14 protein-coding genes are annotated in these 19,573 nt (G+C 42.9%); 2 read left to right on the top strand and 12 right to left on the bottom strand.

Annotated elements, in window-relative coordinates:
- Positions 1–35: 35 nt before the first annotated feature.
- From A0256_20420 to A0256_20460, 9 genes are all read right to left on the bottom strand, one after another.
- Positions 36–4,208: a hybrid sensor histidine kinase/response regulator gene (locus A0256_20420; protein AMR33624.1), complete on the bottom strand. Its 4,173-nt coding sequence runs from the start codon at positions 4,206–4,208 to the stop codon at positions 36–38.
- Between the two features lie 291 nt (positions 4,209–4,499).
- Positions 4,500–5,123 (bottom strand): hypothetical protein, encoded by a 624-nt coding sequence (locus A0256_20425; GenBank protein AMR33625.1) that lies wholly within the window; start codon positions 5,121–5,123, stop codon positions 4,500–4,502.
- Complete coding sequence (locus tag A0256_20430) at positions 5,111–6,268, bottom strand: hypothetical protein (GenBank protein ID AMR33626.1); 1,158 nt, start codon at positions 6,266–6,268, stop codon at positions 5,111–5,113. Before A0256_20430 ends, A0256_20425 begins: the two co-directional genes overlap by 13 nt.
- Positions 6,262–8,418, bottom strand: coding sequence for a hypothetical protein (locus A0256_20435; GenBank protein AMR33627.1), 2,157 nt, complete (start codon positions 8,416–8,418; stop codon positions 6,262–6,264). The genes A0256_20430 and A0256_20435 overlap by 7 nt, the downstream gene beginning before the upstream one ends.
- Before the next feature lie 13 nt (positions 8,419–8,431).
- The gene (locus tag A0256_20440) at positions 8,432–9,796 is read right to left on the bottom strand and encodes a diaminopimelate decarboxylase (GenBank protein ID AMR33628.1); all 1,365 of its coding nucleotides are present in this window, start codon (positions 9,794–9,796) and stop codon (positions 8,432–8,434) included.
- Between the two features lie 11 nt (positions 9,797–9,807).
- Positions 9,808–10,860: a biotin carboxylase gene (locus A0256_20445; protein AMR33629.1), complete on the bottom strand. Its 1,053-nt coding sequence runs from the start codon at positions 10,858–10,860 to the stop codon at positions 9,808–9,810.
- Between the two features lie 2 nt (positions 10,861–10,862).
- The gene (locus A0256_20450) at positions 10,863–11,108 is read right to left on the bottom strand and encodes a hypothetical protein (GenBank protein ID AMR33630.1); all 246 of its coding nucleotides are present in this window, start codon (positions 11,106–11,108) and stop codon (positions 10,863–10,865) included.
- Between the two features lie 302 nt (positions 11,109–11,410).
- The gene (locus A0256_20455; GenBank protein AMR34633.1) at positions 11,411–12,115 is read right to left on the bottom strand and encodes a DNA-binding response regulator; all 705 of its coding nucleotides are present in this window, start codon (positions 12,113–12,115) and stop codon (positions 11,411–11,413) included.
- 196 nt (positions 12,116–12,311) lie between these two features.
- Entirely contained in the window at positions 12,312–13,511 is a 1,200-nt protein-coding gene (locus tag A0256_20460) for a hypothetical protein (protein AMR33631.1), read from the bottom strand.
- Positions 13,512–13,712: 201 nt separating this feature from the next.
- Between A0256_20460 and A0256_20465 the strand changes: the two genes are divergently transcribed.
- Complete coding sequence (locus A0256_20465; protein AMR33632.1) at positions 13,713–13,946, top strand: hypothetical protein; 234 nt, start codon at positions 13,713–13,715, stop codon at positions 13,944–13,946.
- A 167-nt stretch (positions 13,947–14,113) separates the two neighbouring features.
- Here the strand turns inward: A0256_20465 and A0256_20470 are convergent, their stop codons facing one another.
- Both A0256_20470 and A0256_20475 read right to left on the bottom strand, forming a co-directional pair.
- Positions 14,114–14,602 carry a hypothetical protein gene (locus A0256_20470; GenBank protein ID AMR33633.1) on the bottom strand — a complete coding sequence of 163 codons (489 nt, stop codon included), beginning with the start codon at positions 14,600–14,602 and terminating at the stop codon, positions 14,114–14,116.
- Positions 14,603–14,701: 99 nt separating this feature from the next.
- Entirely contained in the window at positions 14,702–15,292 is a 591-nt protein-coding gene (locus A0256_20475; protein AMR33634.1) for a hypothetical protein, read from the bottom strand.
- Positions 15,293–15,782: 490 nt separating this feature from the next.
- Here A0256_20475 and A0256_20480 point away from each other — a divergent pair, with 490 nt between their 5' ends.
- On the top strand, positions 15,783–16,574 hold the full coding sequence (locus tag A0256_20480) for a hypothetical protein (protein ID AMR33635.1): 792 nt from the start codon (positions 15,783–15,785) through the stop codon (positions 16,572–16,574).
- Between the two features lie 72 nt (positions 16,575–16,646).
- Here the strand turns inward: A0256_20480 and A0256_20485 are convergent, their stop codons facing one another.
- Positions 16,647–19,385: an alpha-L-rhamnosidase gene (locus A0256_20485; GenBank protein AMR33636.1), complete on the bottom strand. Its 2,739-nt coding sequence runs from the start codon at positions 19,383–19,385 to the stop codon at positions 16,647–16,649.
- Positions 19,386–19,573 lie beyond the last annotated feature (188 nt).

The raw sequence follows: 19,573 nt of genomic DNA on the forward strand, positions 1-19,573 counted from the left end.
TGATAGCGGGACAGCTAATTTAATATTGAATATTTTTAGTTTACCAATTCGTTAACCTTTTCTTTGGCCTTCAAATTATTGATATACTCAGATGGGAGAATTCCGTACTCTTCCCGGAATACTTTTGCAAAATATGCGGCATTGTTAAAACCTACCTCATAGGCTACATTGGCAATGCTGAGTTTGCTTTTCTCTAACAATTGCACGGCGCGCTTCAAGCGGATAGTACGGATACAGTCTACCGGGGTTTTGCCGGTAAGGGTCAAAAGCTTTTTATAAAGCGATACGCGACTGAGGTTTAAATGCCGGGCCAGTTCTTCTACCGAGAAGTTCAGATTGGTAATATTTAGTTCTATATAATCGAATGCGTTTTTGAGAAATTTGTCATCTTCGGATATGACTATTATATCCTTTGCTTTCACCTCTACTTGCTTTTGATACGTTTTTTTGAAAGTCTGCTGCATCCGCAAAGAGTTATGAATCTTGGAAAGCAGGATCTCAAAATTAAACGGTTTAACTATATAATCATTCGCCCCGCTATCCAATCCAGCCAACTGGTCTTCCTCCGTGCCCAGGGCTGTCAACAATATCACCGGTATTTCAGCAGTGCGGCTATCGGCTTTGATTTTCTTACACAGCTCTATGCCGTTCATCACCGGCATGCTGATATCGCTCACGATAAGTTTAGGATGCATAGCAAGCGCTTTTTGCCAACCATCTTTACCGTTTACGGCCTCTACAATATGGAAACTGTGTTTAAGGTTATCCTTCAGATAAAAGCGCAGATCATCGTTATCTTCTATCAGCAATATCGTTTGTTTTTTGGCGGCTCCCGGCGAATTATCAACCGCACTAACCAATTCAGGAATTGGTTCATCATCTATAATTGCTGCAACAGCCTGTTCATTACATTGTACGCCAACAGGCAGGCTTATGGTAAAACAGCTGCCATAATCAGGTTCACTTTCTATTTCAATTGTGCCGCCCTGCATCCTAACAAATTCTTTTGTGATAGAAAGGCCTATACCACTTCCCTGATTGAGAAGGTTCTCCGGCATATCATCCTGAAAGAAACGTTCGAACACCCGCTCCTGGTTTTCTTTAGCTATCCCGATACCTGTGTCTATTACTTTTATTTCCAGCTGGTTTTGTATATCGTTAGTGCTACTATTGCCTGTTATTGTTAACATCACGCTAATGTGACCTCCGGATGGAGTGAATTTAAAAGCGTTTGATAACAGGTTAAACAGGATCCGTTCGATCTTATCATGATCGAAATTAGTCACGTATTCGTTCACATCACTTTCTATCAGGAACTGAATCTGCTTCTGTTGCGCCACATCCTTAAAAGACGCCGAAACTTCTTTAATGAATCTGATTATATCGCCTTTCTTCATGCTCAATTTCAGCTCGTTATACTCCATCTTACGGAAATCAAGCAGCTGGTTAACCAGATTAAGCAATCGCTTGCCATTGCGTTTGATGGTAACCAGTTGATTTTGGTGATCGGTCTTATCGCTGGCTTTGATGAGATTATCGATTGGCGATAGTATAAGTGAAAGCGGCGTACGAAATTCATGACTAATGTTGGTGAAGAATTTGATCTTCATCAAGTCCAGTTGGTGCATGCGGCGTGCCTCTTCGCGCTCCTGCGCAATTTTACGTTCTGCCTCAGTTTTACTCTGCAATGTTTCGAATTCGCGCTTAAGTTTTCGGATGCCGCGATGCCTGATGTAGAATAACCCTCCTACAAGCAGAATAAAATAGCTTACATAAGCCAATGTTGATTTAAAAAAAGGCGGCTTGACAGTTATTTTAAGGGAGATGCTTTCGGTATCCCTGTTGTTGTTACTATTAAGAGTACGTACCACAAAAGTGTATTCACCCCCATCCAGGTTGGTATAGGTAGCATTTCGGTTGCTTCCTACCACCGGAATCCACCCTTTATCAAAACCTTCCAGTTTGTATTCGTACCTTATTTTATCGGGATTAAAATAATCGCAGGCAGCAAATTCGATATCGAAAACATTTTGATTGTGCTCCAGCACCAGCTCAGGTGTTTCCGAGAGGGATTTTGTTAGCACGATATCGCCATTGACCGTATCGCCTACGCCTACCGGCCTGTTAAAAAGGCGCAGATCTGTAAAGATCAAATTTGGCTGAGGCTTAAAAGTATTCACTATCTCCGGATCGAAAATATTAAAACCATCTATCCCGCCAAAAACCAATTCGCCGCTTTGAAGCCGTTTTGCAGCATAAAGGTTAAATGCTCGGCCCTGCAGTCCATCCAATTCATTATAGTTATTAATCCGGAACTTATATTTACCGCCAACCAGATCAAGCCTGATGCTGGCAAGACCATTTGTGGTACTCACCCACATTTTTCCCTCTTTATCTTCTATTATATTTGAAACGTTATTAGCGGGCAAGTTCACCCCTTCCTCAATATTTAAAAACTTGTTGGTTTTGGCATTGAGGATACTTAGCCCGTCTTTCGTACCAATCCAAATTAGCCCGCGCCTGTCCTGGGTAATGGTATTCACATCAGTACCTATCAGGCTGTTAAGGTTTTTAGGCTCCGCGGCGTAATGTTTTATCGTATTGGTTTTATACATGATAACATCAACACCCTTATCCCGCCCTATCCATTTGTTTTTCTCCTTATCCTCAAATATCACAGCTGTATAATCCGAACTCATCGGATATTTGGGGTGGCGAAACGATTTTGTCTTACGGTCAAACACATTCAATCTGCCAGAGAATGTTCCTACCCACATATCGCCGGCTGCATCTTCTATAAATGAGTAAACCCGATCGTCACTTATAGATGAACTGTCTTTTTCGTTATGCCGGTAATGCGTGAATTTTTTTCCGTCGAAGCTATCCAGTCCGCCGAAATAAGTACCTATCCATAAGATATGCTGCTTATCGATGTAAAGCTTTACCACTATATCGCTAGCAATGGTATTGGGATCGGCCGGATCGTGTTTGTAATGGGTATAACTATTGCTCTTACGATTAAAATAAACCAGTCCGTTGCCATTGGTACCTATCCACAAATTTCGGTGCTCATCTTCTTCAAATGAATTGATGTCCTGGTAAGGCAGGCTTTTAGGATCACTGTTGAAATGTTTGTACAGCGGAAATTGCATAATTCCGCTATGGTAATAATTGATACCCTGCTTAAAGGTACCTGCCCAGATAATATCTGTATTATCCTTATACAGGTTCAAACTATTGCCGCTTATTGATTTAAGATCATCGGGCTTGCTGAGTATAAAACTTATACTATTGGTAGCGCGGTCGATCACATTGATGCCCCCATGGTCTGAACCCAGCCAAATTTTGCTATCCTCAGCCTGTACGATGCTGTTAATTACATTTGAATTAAGTTTATGCCCCGGCGTATCTTTGCTGTAATGGATCAGCTTATTATTTATCGTTTGATAGCAATAAGCACCAACGGGTGCTGCATCCGAGCAGATCCAGAGGTTTTGATCCGTATCCATCATCATACTATAATTTCTCACTTTTGTATCCACGGCTTTTGCTAACCCGTCATAAGCTTTAATTATTTTATTGGTACGGGCATTTAGCAAATCAATAAAACCATCGTTATACAAGATCCAAACCTGATCCTGTTGACCGGCAACCAGGTCCATTATTATCCCATCATGCAAAGTTGCTCCGTTCCCTGCCTTGTTGCTGTAAAATTCGGTGCTTTTGTTTTTGGAATCATAACGGTATAAACCGCCATAACTGGTAATGAACCAATAATTGCCCTGCCCACCCTTGTTTATTTTGCGAATCTGGCTGGTATTAATGTGGTAGAGGGCGGCTTCGGCAGCTACATTGTTGGAAATTTTTTCGGTAAGCGGATCATAAATACTGATCTTATTGTGTGTAAATATCCAAAGTTTGTTGTCAGGACCTTCGCTTAAACGCATTACGTGGTTCTCGGCTAATGAATTTGGATTACCTGCATCCCGCTTAAAAACCTTAAACTTATTGCCATCGTACCGGTTGAGGCCAGACGTTGTACCGAACCATATAAAACCTTTTGCATCTTTAATAATGCAATTAACCTGGTTATCAGACAAACCGTTGGTAATATCCAAATGGGAAAACTGGTAATTGTTATTTTGAGCGCTTACCGTTCGGCACACCAAAATACAAATCACAAATACGATATAGCGCTTAAACAGCATAGTTTATACTTGGTACCGACAATTAGAGGATAATAGCCGTAATAAAATTATGCAATATATATCGAATCAACATTAGCGCGCAATTAGAATATGTTGACGAGCGCCACCAACCGTTTACAACAATCTAATATACAATCAGATAGCCACTTTTATTTTTTTCAACAATCGAATGCATACATTAAGTTGTCAATTGGCATAAACACCAAGGAGCTACCCCAAGTGTACCGATTAAAAAATAGGCATCATACTACCGATGCAAACCGGCAAAATGTTGTTAAGTGAAAAATTTAGTTAGTTTTTAGATTTGGCTAGCCCATCGTTGCAGGATGCGTCGTCGGGTTTGATGATAAGGCCCTGCTCAAAATACCCCCTGGCCTGGGCTTTGTTCCCGGCCATAAGGTATGACCAGCCCAACATCTGGTTTCCGTCGTAATCAAAAGGGTAAAGCGTCACCACTTTTAAAAAATACCGGCTGGCAGCATCAAACTGCTTGCGGTTATAGTAAATAATACCTGTCCAGTAATTGGCTTGTGTGTTCTGAGGATCTATTTTTAGTACCGCGGCATACTGCGCCAGCACTTTGTCCCAGCTTGCCAAAAGCGAGAGGGGCTTGATATAGCCAAACTTAGCCTCAATAGCATTCGGTTTTATCCGGACAGCTTTCGCATAATAGCTTTCGGCTGCTGTATAATTCTTACTCAAAAAATAAAGCCAGCCCAACCTGAGATTAGTCTCGTAATTACTATCGCTGTAAAATGGCTTTATATCGTTTATGGCTTCACTATAATTCTTACGGGCTTCTTCAGCAAAACTGCTTTTATAGGCCCGTTGCAATGCCAATTCAGATTGTGCATTTGCCTGCGCTACCAACGCCAGACAAGTTAAACCGGTAAATAATTTTTTTAAAACTTCCATGTAAGTCCCGCGGTTACCGAATGTTGTTGATAAAAAGTGTCCCGATACAGATCATTCTTTTTTTCAAGGGTGTAATTCACATATAGCCCCAAATGGTTACCCAAATCATAATACCCGGTTCCGCCGGTTTTAAATTTAGTAATATCTATGGCATTATAAACATATAAACCGTCGGACTCCAAATAATTTTCCAGGGTTCCAAATGTCACACTTGCCTCTACCCAAAAATGTTTCAACAGTTTAGTCCCTGCAGTTTGGCTGAACACAAATTTTGTCGCGCCCTGCTGTAAAACACTACCGCGTGAGGTAAAGTACAAATTCAAATTTCCTTTTGGATAAACGGAGAGTTGCGCATTGTATTGTTGAAAAAAAGTACCTGATATTTTACCCAGATCTGCATCGGCCTGCCATGTGGTGTAACCTGAACTATATTTGAAACCCGCAATACCTAAATTATTATGATATAAATTCTGCCTGTACTGTGTGTTGAGGTAATGGTATACACCAAATAAAGAAAAGGAGCTATTTAACGAATAATTTAGCTTACCGAAATATTCGTACTCTTTTACAGAATTATTAATCAGCAGGCCGCGGCGTCTGAAATTAATACGCTGAACAAAATGAGCTACCGACTGATCCAGTTGAAGATAGTGCCCCAGTTGGGTAATCAATTCTAGCCTTGCGTAATTAGCTTTTCCCCTGAAAGGATTTGGTGAAGATTTCACACTGTTTTCTATAGTAGCGCTTATCAATCTAAACGGCGATGGTTTTGCGGCGAAAGTAGAATCATCCACCAAAGCAAGCTGCCGGTAGGCGGCATCTTCCCGGTTAAGGTAGCTATTGCACAAATAGGTGTAATAATTAGCCGTTTGGTTGTTCGCATCCTGTTTAAGTACCTGCCCATATTGACTAATAGCCCCGGCATAATTCCCTGTGATGAATTGGGCGTAGCCTAAACGCAACCTAAGGAAAGGAAAATCAATACCTTGAGCAACTGCTTCCTTCCCATAACGGATCAGATGCACCCAGTTGCCGGAAAGATATAAGGAATAACTTGTACTATCCACTTGTTGGTAGCCCGGCGTTTGCCCTTTTGCAAACATAAAAGAGGATAAAAAAAATACGATGAAAATGTATTTTAGCATTCCCAACTTGCCTCCGTTCTTCTACCGTTAAGATCAATACTGAAACCGGCTAACCTGTTCCCTTCTATCCGGATAGCTGACTTCATGAATTTTTCGTCCTGCCCGAATTTATGATTGATGCCCGAAGCCGTTACGATTATCTCGTTAACTTTAGCCCTGGACTGACTTTCGTACCTGCGTTCGATGAAGCGGTGGAAAGGCGAACCGATATCATGCAACCATAGGCCGAATTTGGCGCCAACGATGTTTAACGGGTAAACATCATTGATTTTCACCGCTGTATCCGTAGAAAATATAACCTTGTAGGCCGCTAACTGAAATTGATATAACAGGGACGATCTGCCGCCATAAAAAGCAGTGAAATAAAAGGATAGGTCGCCGCTTACGAAATAGGCAATATCGCCGCTCCCGTAATCGTAAAAATAAGTTTGATTGTTGCTATCGGTAAAAACCTCCCATGTTTCCGATTTGTGGCCACTTATCATATTAGCTGTGTAACCCGGCTGAAAGGTAAACGCGTGTTTTAATGCAGAAGACGAATCGACAGAACTTAGTGTGGCGTTAAGCTTTGGCACCATAAAACTGTTAAACTGCTGATTAAGTCCCTCACCCTGCTTAAAATAAGCAAATGGGTAGGGAATCGTTTTTGAGCCCAGATACGGAGTTGCCTGCACCTGGAAATGCAAATGAGGCTCGGGCGATCGGCCACTGTTGCCGCATAGCCCAAGAATGTCACCTCGTTTGACTACCTCCCCGGGCTTTACTTTGGCTGAGTATTGTTTGAGGTGCGATACCTTACTATAAACGCCATCGGTATGTTTTATAATGATGGTATTGCCCCAGTTTTCGATAATATTCATCTCGCCTACCAGGTTATCTGCCACATGGTTGATGACTAGTTCTACCAAACCGTCGGCGCAAGCCAGCACGGGTTTATTGTAGCAATAATAATCTTCGGGTTTGTCGCCAGCGTATTTAAAGGTGCATTTATCCCCATCCGTTATCACAAAATCAAGGGCTTGCGCCCAGCCATCGCTATGCGTAATCCCCCCATAGTAACCCTGCGAAACCGTCCACCCGCCCATAAAGGGTAAGGTTAATTTTAGATAAGTAAGATCTTGAACACGCTGCTGCCCGTTGAGGTACTGGTATAAATTAGCCTCAGGCGAGTAATTTTGGTAAGCCGTGAGCTGTAACTTACCCGGCCTTTCCCGGAGCTTCAAGAAATACAGCATAACCAAAACGGTTAGGCAGAAAGGCAGCGAAAGTACGGGCAAGTGCCATGCATCCAATATGCCGGAAAAAGCCGCAGTAAATAAACAGGCCAAAGGTACCACCGATACAACCAGCAGATATGAACGCAGCGAGGGCACGATAAAAAATCCGGACAGCGCCATAGAAGCCATCATAAAGTTAACACCGAGATGATAGTGGCCTAAACCATCCGGGTAAATATGGGTAAGGTTGTTAAAAAGGCAAGATGTTATAAACCCAATGACCAGCAAACTAAAGCTGATCCTGGAATGAATTAATACCCCAATGCTAATAACAACACCTGCAAAGACACTGTCCTGGAACAATATTGCACTAATAGCGCGAAAGAAAAGCTTTAAATATAAAGGCAGCGGGATCGTATTAAGTCCATTGAACAATTGGTAATGGCTAAAATTTTCTTTTACCGATAGCTCGTTAAGCAAGTAGCTTTCCTTAGGTAGTAAGCCCAGTTGCGCATACCCATTGGCAGCGGCAAGCACCAGCCAAAACACAACTACGAATGGCAGAGATAATGATGGCAAGCCTCTTTTGGCTAAACCTGCTGTTGCAATCACAGTGAGCATCACCGTAAGTGTTGTCGCTACAACCAGCCAAATACAAAACGCCGCATTGACATGAAAAAAACTCCCGAAGCCGATGCCTAATAATATGGAGTTGAAACTGTAAAGTCCGGATTGCATATTAGCCCGTTGATGACCAGACGCTTTTAACAAGCCCAGCGAAAAGCACACTGAAAGCAAACCCGCTAAACCGGCAACAGGGTTAAAAAAAGAAGCAACAAGCAGTAAGGCGCCCAGCATAATATGCTGCGAAAAGAACAAAATGGAATAGCTGTTAAGCAATGCCTGGATAAATAAGAGTGTTTGTTTTTTCACAGCTTACTTAATGCTAAAGGTTTTTGACTTGTTGCAAATGCGTTGGCAGAACTTCCGGCAGCTCCATGTATTGGAGTGTCTCGGCTTTTCTGATCAGGTGAACCCGCCGATCTTCATCAATCATCACAACAGCCGGCCTCAGGCTTATAAATTGCATCCACTGGGTCATGTTGTAGGCGCCTACTTTATGAACTACTAAATGATCACCCGGCTCCATCAACGGCAGATTTACACTCTCTCTGATCATATCGATATTCATACAAAGGGGGCCGTAAAGTACCACATTATCGCTATGCTGCGATGCTTCCTGCGCCGGACTGATCTTATGATCGTACCACAGCGATGTAAACAGGGTGTTTACGCCAAAATCCATTATAACGGCCCGGCGGCCGTCGCTCAGTCGTTTATTGGCGATAACACTGCCCAATAGATAACCTGCATCATCAATCAGTGCGCGGCCGCTTTCCAGGATCAGTAAGGGTAGCTCATCCGGCTCAAACCCACAATTAAGGAGTTTTGTAGCAATCACCTCTGCAAAATCGTCTATCGATGGCACCGTATCCACTCCCGGCAGGTAAGCTCCTTTTAAAGTATTGGTTGATGGAAAGCCACCACCCAGGTCCAGATATGATATCGGATTGTTTAATGCCGACTTACAACGGATTGCCAGTTCGCCCATTTTTGCCGCAGCAACGCCGTATGCCGATGTAGCTAGCATGAAAGTTCCAATATGGCAATGCAGGCCTACGAGTTCCATTTTGCCGGAACTTACAATTTTAGTGATAGCGCTCCAAGCCTGCCCATTTTCATAATTAAAACCAAACCGATCCCATATAGGGTAAACGCCGGTATCCATATTAACGCGAACGGCAACTCGGGGTTTCTTTTTCACTTCCGCGCAAAGCGAGATCAGCATATACAACTCATCAAAATGATCGATGTGGATCATTGAGTTATTCTCGATAGCCAGCAACAGGTCTTCCCTGCTTTTCTGCGGGCCGTTGAAAATGATATGCTCGCCCGCTACGCCATTATTTAATGCTTTGTGATATTCAAACCCTGATACTACCTCGGCCCAGCTGCCTTCCCGGTGAAAAACGTTGCAAACGGCATTGAGGTAGTTGGTTTTATAGCTCCATGCAAACTGCACTTTTGGGTAACAGGTTTTAAACGCCCTAACCGCTGAGCGATAATTGCGCCTGATCTGTTTCTCCGATAATACAAACAAAGGCGAACCAAATTCGGCTATCAAACTTTTTATCAAAACTCCGTCGATATCCCTTACTGGTTCCGATTCATTTTGTGTACCGAACTTATTCATCAGACCGGTGTTCATCTTTTTGATAAAGGGCCGTTCATATTTAAGTTTTTGCGTCATTCTGTATAAAATTACAATTCCCCAAAGGCCGAAAACTGCTGAAACTCGCTCACATCGGCCACGTGATCCCAGGCATATCTAATGAACATTTTACCGACGGAATAAGCTAGGAACGGTTCCACGTTTTCGCCCAGGGCCATTTTTGTTAAAGCTACCGGCTGGTTTTGCCCCGCGGCGGCCGTTAGGTACACCCAAGCCGGAAATCTTGGGTTGATCTCCATAATAAATAACTTCCCTTTTTTATCCTGCATCAATTCCAATTCGAAACCGCCGTTCCAACCGGAGCCTGCTGCAAACTGTTGGGCTATTGCTATTAATTTTTCATCCGCAATAGTAATACCCGCCCAGGCTTTGCCTTTATCGGTGATGTATAATTTGCGCATTGGCACTGCACTGATGATGGTACCTTTTCCATCCGCCAACCCGGCTACATTGATCTCTGTACCCTTTATAAACTGCTGGGCCATAATAGGTGTACCCCATTTTGCACTGAGCCGGTAAAATGCATTGACAGCCTGAACGGAATTATGAACTACCTCCGCCTCGTAAAATTTACCTTTAACCACCATTGGGTAGTTTAGTTCTTCTCCTGCAATATGTAAATCATCAGCTTTTAAAATAGTCCTGGTTTCGGGCACGTATAAATTGTGTTGGTTTCCAAAGGCAGCAAGGTTTGGTTTGCTGCAGGCATTTAACTGCTTATGCGAAGGCAGGCAGGTTTGAATCCCCATGACACGCAATGCCGCACTGATCTTGATGAAATTGTGCAGTTCCGCGTCAAAATTGGGGATCAGCACGCTCATATTTTCTTTGCCCTGGATAAATTGCAGGCGTTGTGCCAATGCCTCCGAACCTGCGGATGGATACGGGATCTGGTAGGTTTTGTCAACCAGGTTATGCAGGTAAATGCCCGGCTCAAGCGACTCGTATGACAAACCGATAATGCGCACATTTGAAAACCCTTCCCGCAAGGCACGAATAACCGACAACCCTGGCCCGGGATTTTCAATAGCGTTTAGGCCGGTTACGCCTATTACCAAACGGGCATGATCTATTTCTGCCATATTTAATTAGCTTCCAAAAGGTTGGCATCCTTCAGCTGCAGCATCCAGTCTTCCCAGTCACGATCTAAGGTATTGTCTTCAACGTCATAAAGGTTCAGGATCTCGAGCTTTATATCATCGGCAGTTTTACCTGTCTTCATCATAGCCAAAATTGCGGCAGCTATAGCATTGCTGGTAAAAGAATCGCCGGTGGCGGGGTTAAATACAAACCCGTTCTTGCTGGTGGCTATATTAGTCTTAAGTTTCACGTAGTTGTTTTATCAAATATTAGCTGTTAAAGGTAATTGATTTTATGCCTGTTTGTCAATTTTTACCTGCCGGGTGCCTGCGAGTATTGTGGTTCAGCCCATTTACCTTCCTATCCAGGCTGCGAATGTGTCTTGGTAATTTATGCGCACCGGTTAATAACAAAACTGTACAGAGTATGCATAACAATTCGGGCCAGCCAAATTCATTCATCTTTTTAACCTCCTTATATTATAAAGATGCAGCCGAAAGGCACCAAACACCGAAATGTGTCGGTAAATGAGTGGATTGTGTAGACGAAGAACTAAAAGTTTTTAGCCCAGGTGCGAATGGTATCGGTATAACTTTCGCCTATAGGCAACTCGTTATCTGCCAGCTTTAACTTACGGTTATGAATTGATTTAACTTTGTTAACGGCAATGATATAGCTCCGGTGAATCCGTTTGAATTTATCTACCGGTAACTTCTCCAGCGCTTTTTTAAGCGACATCAAAGTAAGCACCGGTTTTGGCTGGCCTGTTAAATGGATTTTGATATAGTCTTCCATACTTTCCAGGTATTCTATTTCGGCCACGTTGATCTTAACCATACGGTACTCGGAGTACACATAAAAGCTTTCATCAGCAGCCTCGGGGCTGGTATTGTTTTTGAAATTATAAAACTCTAATGCTTTCTCAACAGCCTTTGTAAATCGGGTAATATCTATCGGCTTAAGCAGATAGTCTAACGCTTCCAGTTCAAAGCCTTCAAACGCAAAGTTTTTATAGGCAGTGGTAAAAATAACCATAGGCTTGCTGGCTAGGGCCCGAACCAGATCAATCCCGGTAATGTCGGGCATATTGATATCCACAAATAGCAGATCCGCCCGGTTGCTTTTAAGGTATTCGGCTCCGCTTACAGCATCTTCAAAAGTGCTTAGTAACTGCAGATAGGGAAAACGGGATATGTAGGCCTCCAACAAGTCTAGCGCCAGGGGTTCATCATCAATTGCAACGCATTTCAATTTAATCATTTCTCAAAATTTATATAAAAGACCAGTCCCGGTTATTAGCCCACCTCTTTCCTTAGAGATAAGGCTAAGTATTGCGTAAAACAATGGGTTAACAGGGCTAACACAACTTAGGAAAATTACAATATCAACCGAATTAAACCATTAATAATCAACATATTGCATATATCAAAACATATACATGTTAACTTTCTCATCAAATTACAAGCACCAGCTTCACGCTAAACAAACCATTGCACTGGTCAATATTTAAGGTATGTTTATCGGGGTACAAATGAGCAAGCCGTTGTTTGGTATTGGCAATACCGATACCGGTCCTTTCTGCAAGCACAGCAGATCTGTCGAAAATCGCATTATCACATTCGAAATTTATTTTGTTGCCGGTGTTGCTTATTTTAATATTGATGGTACTTTCGGTGTGTTTGCTGATGCCGTATTTAAAGGTATTTTCTACAAACGACATCATGATGAGCGGTGCGATTTGTTGATTACCCACATCCCCATCAATATTAAAATTCACCACGCTTTTACGCCCTAACCGCAGCCTTTGCAGGTCAACATAGTTTCTGATACAATCAAGATCCTGCTGAAGCGGCACAAAATCCTGTGTTACATCATCGGTTACGTAGCGCATAATATTTGAGAGCTTCATGATACTTTCGGAGGTATGCTCGCTATTCATCACCGAAAGGGTATAAATGTTATTTAAGGTATTAAACAGAAAGTGCGGGTTGATCTGCGCCTTGAGGAACGAGAGCTCGGCATTTACCTTTCCCGCCTCGGCTTTAATTACCTTCTGCTCAGTGCTTTGCCATTGCTCTACCGTGCGCATCGATAACCCTAAGGTAATTATGACAAGAAACAGGAATAAACTTACGATATCTACCGAACGCGAGTGCCCAAAGAGATCATCACCGCGAGACGGCGACGCAACAGGCACCTGCATCCGCAAATCTTCATGTGGAAGGGGGCCAAATGGCAGTGACTTATTCCCCGGGCCCTGCATAGCAGTGTCGCGGGCACGTAAAGCGGCTGCTTTTAATGAATCTGCCATTTGCTGCATGGCTCCAATCTGAATTTGCTCCTGGAAACGTGGGTTATGGATAAGCAATTTGTCAAATGGTTGGAGAAAAAACACGCCGCCCAGTAAAACGATCACTGCTGCCCCGTAGATCCAGTACTTTTTTTTGAGGAAATAGGAAGGAATAAGATACCACAGGTTAAAGTAGAAAAGAAGGAGATATGTTGAACAAAACAGCCAGTAAAATGGCGACGACAATAAGATCCACGCACCGCTATGTTTGCTGCCCGTACTTAAAAACAAAACCGGCAGCAACAGGAACAGTAGCCAGCCGGTAAGGTGTATAAGTATATTGTTAAGCTTTAAGCGAAGCATTTAAATTTCGAAGGTGAATATTTCAGCTAACCAAAGTGGAAAGTTAATAAATATAAAAATATACGCAATTAACCACAATTAAACTGATGAATTAAAAAGGTATCGGCTAACAAGCCTTATATGCCGATTAAAGATTGTTAATTTATTTTTACAACATTGCGCAGCTTGGATGGTTTATAATGTACAGTTTACCGGGATACCATGGAAAGATTCGATATCAAAATAAAGCAAGGCAAAAAAGAATACGACTTTGAGATAAGAGAATACATGCACCACAATGGCGATAAATGCAAGCTGGAAGTGTATGACCAGGATGAACTGGTGGCCAGTTTCAACCCTGACCCTCACGAAAATTTTACCGTTTGTAAAAATCCGGGCAATCTGGATAATACATTACTGCACCTGATCGCTGATAAATTGGATCATCTAAGCTAAAAGCCTGAATAGACGATGTGAAAATGTGCGGATTCCAGATGTGCAGATTTGTCGATCATTTTAGCCCTTTGAATAAAACATAGAACTACGCAAACAAATTCCAACTGCAAACTTGCACATCTGAATTTTACAGATTTATAATTTTACCATCTGAAGTCTGCGCATTACTATCTGCACAATCTTTCAAAAACCTCATCATTTCCGGGATATTCCGCTCTCAATTTATTCTTATTGGCCATTTCGAACTCACTGAATTCAAACCCCGGAGCAACAGCGCAGCTTACAAGTGCATAACCTTTTTTAGACGGTATCTCTGATGCAAACCATAAACCCGCGGGTACAATGTGCGACAGACTCCCGTTATTTTGGTTGGATAGCTCCAGCACATGGTGTTCGCCCTGATGATTGATCACATGAATATGGAGCGGATCGCCTATGTGAAAATACCAGATCTCGTCTGATTGAATTCGGTGGAAGCCGGAAAAATCTTCTCCTTCCAATAAATAATAAATTGAGGTACAAGCGTGCTTCAAACCAGTTTCCCCGGCTCGGGTAACCTGTTGATTAGATCGGAACACTTCCTTATAAAAGCCGCCTTCAGGGTGAGGTTGCAGATTTAAATGGTGTACCCAATAGTCTGCGTATTGCTGGTGCATAAGTTTTTCTGTATGGTAAATTTAAAGCATATACCCGGTTATAAAAACAAAAAACCCAGCTTTTGCCGGGTTTTTTGTTTTCTGGAAAATTTATTGTGCTTATTTTTTGAGCGGCGCAGCTGCGGCGCCAGGCATCAATATGGCATTAAGACCATTTACTACGCCATTGCCACCAATGAGATCGAACAGGGTTACCTGGGCGCTACTTCCGGAGGCATTAGTTAACTGTAACTTACTGCCTGCTAACGACAGCGTTAGGGGCTGACCATCTAGGGTTGTCAACGTAGCTTTTCCTTTTCCTGCGGTCAAAGCTTTGATAATGTCAGCTTTCCCATATTTACCGGTAACAACGTGACCTTTTAATAAAGTTGCCAATTTGGCCGGATCTTTTAAAAGGTTATCCAGTTCGCCTGCGGGCAGGTTATTGAAGGATATGTTGTTTGGTGCAAAAATAGTGTATGGACCGCCGACTTTAAGTACGGAATCGAGCTTGGCTGCTTTGACAGCGGTAAGAGCAGTACTATAATCGGCATTACTTGCTAACGCCCCCACTACATCACTGGCGCCTTCGGTAGTTGTTGAGGCTGCTGTAGTAGTTGTTGTTTTAGTGGTATCTGGCTGTGCAAAAACGCGGCCTGCGGCTAAATTTAAAAGTAATACTGCTGCAGCTGCTAATGTGGATCTTTTCATGTTTTACTGTGTTTTAGATTTCAATTAAATTTGATTAATGCGTAGCGTTTTTTCGTATAGCAAGAATTTTAGTTTGAAATGTTAACCCTTAAATAACTCGACCTCACTGAGATTGTTTGTAAAAAAATGAATTCCCAAATTAACTGAGCGAATAAAAACACCACAAATAGTTGATTATCAATATTGTAACAAAGTCAACAAAATCGCTTAATTCTTGAATTTGGAAATTGCAATTTCAGGTCTTCACTATCACGGGCCTTTTGAGACTACCCGGGAGATCAACATGCGGCGACGGAGCGAATCAACCAGTCGATTGGCTAGACTCACCGCCAATTTATTGTAAATTAATTTAAAAAAACCAAAACGTTAATTCCAACGTAATGTTACTTGCTCATCGTCTGTTTGAAAGTGCCATATGCACACCTGCAACCTACAGTTTTTCTACAGAAAGTTTACTTAATTAGCAACGTTTAAATAGAAATTGATATCCTTGAAAAAATCCCTAGTCATCATCCTAAGTGTTTTTACGCTAAGTGTTCATGCCCAGATAAGGGTTACTACAAAAGATTCCGCGAAGGTTGATTCGGCAAATCTGCTGGCTTTACCTGATACCGTAAAACCTTTGAGAAGCGCCTGGCAAACCTACATACCCCCTGCAATTTTCGTCACTTATGGTGCATTATCGTTTTATGTAAAACCCATCCGCAATTTAGATTTCAGTATAGACAGGGACGCCCAGAAAGATCATCCGGGGAATCTTTATCCGGTAGAAAACTTTTTACAATATGCGCCGATTGCTATGGTTTATGGTTTAAATTTTGCCGGGGTGCATGGTAAAAATACTTTTATCGATCGGACGATCCTGCTAGGTATGTCTGAAGGTATCTTTGGCCTTGTCACAATCGGTCTCAAAAACTCATCCGGCCGGCTGAGACCAAATGGGGCAGATAGACTATCTTTTCCTTCGGGCCATTCGGGCAGTGCATTTGTGGCGGCTGAGTTTATGGCGCAGGAGTACGGCGATAAGTCGCCCATCTATGGCATTGTAGGTTACACATTTGCTTCGGCTACCGCTGTTTTACGCGTTTATAATCACAAGCATTGGTTTAGCGATATTGTGGCCGGGGCAGGGTTTGGAATTTTGTCTACCAAAGCAGCCTACGCACTTTATCCTTTATTACGCAACAAACTTTTTCACGATAAAAAATCTAATAAACAAAGCATTATTATGCCTAGCTATGGCGACGGAATGTTTGGGCTCAGTTTTGCCAAACAGTTATAGCGGGCCAGCTTTCTGCGCCCGTTATTAATGCAAAAGGATCAGCGTAAGCTGGTCCTTTTGCATTAGGGAAATTTATTTTAAGGACGCTAATTTCTGCATATCCACAGGCGCTGTATAATGATAAGTGCCGGAACCTAGTTCTACCAGTACATAATTCTCCTTACCAATTGCAGATTGAAAAGGTTTGCCGTTTTGGACCGGTTTGCCATTCTCCAGCACGCCAGAGGCATCCTTTGCCGGGATATATACCGAAGCTGTAGTATTTACCGGGATTTCAATATCCAGGCTTAGCTGTCCATTTTCAATCTTCCAGCCGGAGCTCAACTTGCCGTAATAGGTTTGTAAGGTGCAGGCCGCATTGGTAAAACCACCACCCGGATGCGGCATTATTTTAATGTGCTTATATCCTGGCCCGTCGTTATAGGTATCCAGCCCAACCATTACCCTGTACATCCAATCGCCAATGGCCCCATAAGAATAGTGGTTAAAAGAGTTCATGCTGGGGGTTTCAAAACTTTTATCAGGGCGGATACCGTCCCAGCGTTCCCAAATGGTAGTAGCACCCATTTTAACCGGGTATAGCCATGATGGATAGGTATCCTGCAAAAGCAGGTCATACGCAACGTTGGTATAGCCAAACCGGCTGAGCACGTGGCACAAATAAGGCGTACCTAAAAAACCCGTGGTAAGGTGATTATTATAGGCTTTAACATTGGTAACCAGCCGCTTTGCAGCCTGTTCCCGCATGTCTTCGGGCAGCATATCAAAATTCAGCGCCAGCACATATGCTGTTTGCGTACCTGATACCATGCGGCCGTTAGCAGTAACATATTCTTTTACAAAAGCATCCTTTGCACGTTTCAAAACTTTACCGTAAGCTTCATAATCATCTGTTTTGCCTAGTACCTGCGCTGCATTGATCAGCAATTGTGTTGAGTAGGCATAGAAACACTGTGCTATTAGGTATTTATCAGTTACGGCAGATGTACCGTCGGTATCGTCATTAACACTGTAGAAAAGCCAATCGCCAAAATGGAAGCCGGTATTCCAAAGGTCGTTCTTACTTTGGTTCTTCATAAAATCTACCCAGGCCTTCATACTGGCGTACTGGTCTTGGAGGACCTTCTTATCGCCGTAAGCAACATACATATTCCATGGGATCACGGTGGCAGTTTCGCCCCAGCCGGCACTACCGTCCGAACCGGTTCCCAGCACGTTGGGAATAACAAACGGCACGGAGCCATTGTTGCCTTGATCTGCTGCCACGTCTTTCAGCCACTTGGAGAAAAAGTTATCCACGTTCATATTAAATGAAGCGGTGCGGCTAAAAACCTGCGCGTCGCCTGTCCACCCAAGGCGTTCATCACGTTGAGGGCAATCGGTAGGCACATCCAAAAAGTTACCCTTTTGACCCCATTGAATATTATGCTGCAACTGGTTTACCAGCGCATTTGATGAAGTAAAGGTACCGGTAGGTTTCATATCTGAATACAGTGTCACGGCAGTAAAATCATCGGGGTTAAGTTCGCCATTGTAGCCTTCCACTTTAATAAACTGGAAACCGTGAAATGTAAAGTGTGGCTCAAAAACTTCTACCCCATCCCCGCTCAAGATGTATGTGTCCTGCGCTTTAGCTGCGCGCAGGTTTTCAGTATAAAAGTCGCCATCCTTATCCAAAACCTCTGCGTGGGATATCACTACTTTTTGCCCTTTTTTACCCTTTAGCCTTATCTTTACCCAACCTACCAGGTTCTGCCCAAAATCAACCAAATGTTCATTCTTCCGGCTTTTAATTACACGTACCGCTTTGAAAGTTTCGTGTTTGCGCACGGGCTCATTGTAGGTGGCAAGCAGGTTTTTATAGCCATGATTTAATACGAGTACGCCGCTCCAGTCGGTATCATTATACCCGTTGAGCGCCCAGCCTTTCTTAATTTTGCGGGCATCGATAGTTTCGCCATTATAGATCTCCGCATAAGTGATCTCGCCGGTAGATGATTTCCAGCTATCGTCAGAATTGATGACTTCTGATGTGCCATCGGTATATTGTACGTGCATCTGAAAAAGCAAGGCGATATCCTTCCCGTATACATTCATCTGATTATTGAACCCGATCAATCCCCGGTACCATCCGCTACCCAGCGTTACCCCTATGGTATTACCACCTGTAGCCAGCAGATCCGTAACGTCATAGGCCTGGTATTGCAGGCGTTTGTTATAGCTCGTCCACCCGGGAGTAAGGTAAGCATCGCCTACCCGGTGGCCGTTTATTTGTGCCTCATATAACCCATGCGCAGTGATGTAGGCAATGGCCGAACTTACTTTTTTGGTGGAATTGAAAGTTTTGCGGAGGATGGGCGAGGCCCGTAATGTATCTTCCTTAAAACCCGGACCGATCCATTTAGCCTGCCAGTCGGCGGGATTAAACAGGGCGGTGATCCAATAACCTGCTTCGCTCCATGCCGATGCTTTTTTAGTGTTATCCCAAACCTTTACCTGCCAATAGTATTTGGTGTGCGGTGCCAGCGGCTTACCTTTATAAGCCACATGTACGGATGAATCAGACAGGATCTTTCCGGAGTTCCATACCGGTTTCCTGGAATCGGGATAGGTGCTTACCCTTACCTGGTAAGCCACTTGTGTAATATTTCTTTTATCAGATGCCATTTCCCAGGTAAATCTTGGCTGGGCGAGATCTAGACCTATTGGATTAGCCCGGTTTTCGCATAAAAGTGCACTCACAGTAATTTGTGCCTGCGCTAAAGCATTACACCACCAGAATAAAATGATCATCGAAAATAACTTTTTCATAAACATAAAATTTAGAAGCAGGATCACCCCCCCCCCGGCACTTATAATTGGTTGGAAAAGTTAAGGTTTATTAACTTGCGTTACAAACGCTATGGTTAAAAAAATAAGGGTTTAATTTGTCAGGAACATAAATTTATAGATTCAATAAAATTTATGTTCTGAAGAAATTAGATGCCTGACCATGAACA

The organism is Mucilaginibacter sp. PAMC 26640 (assembly GCA_001596135.1).
Classification (GTDB): domain Bacteria; phylum Bacteroidota; class Bacteroidia; order Sphingobacteriales; family Sphingobacteriaceae; genus Mucilaginibacter.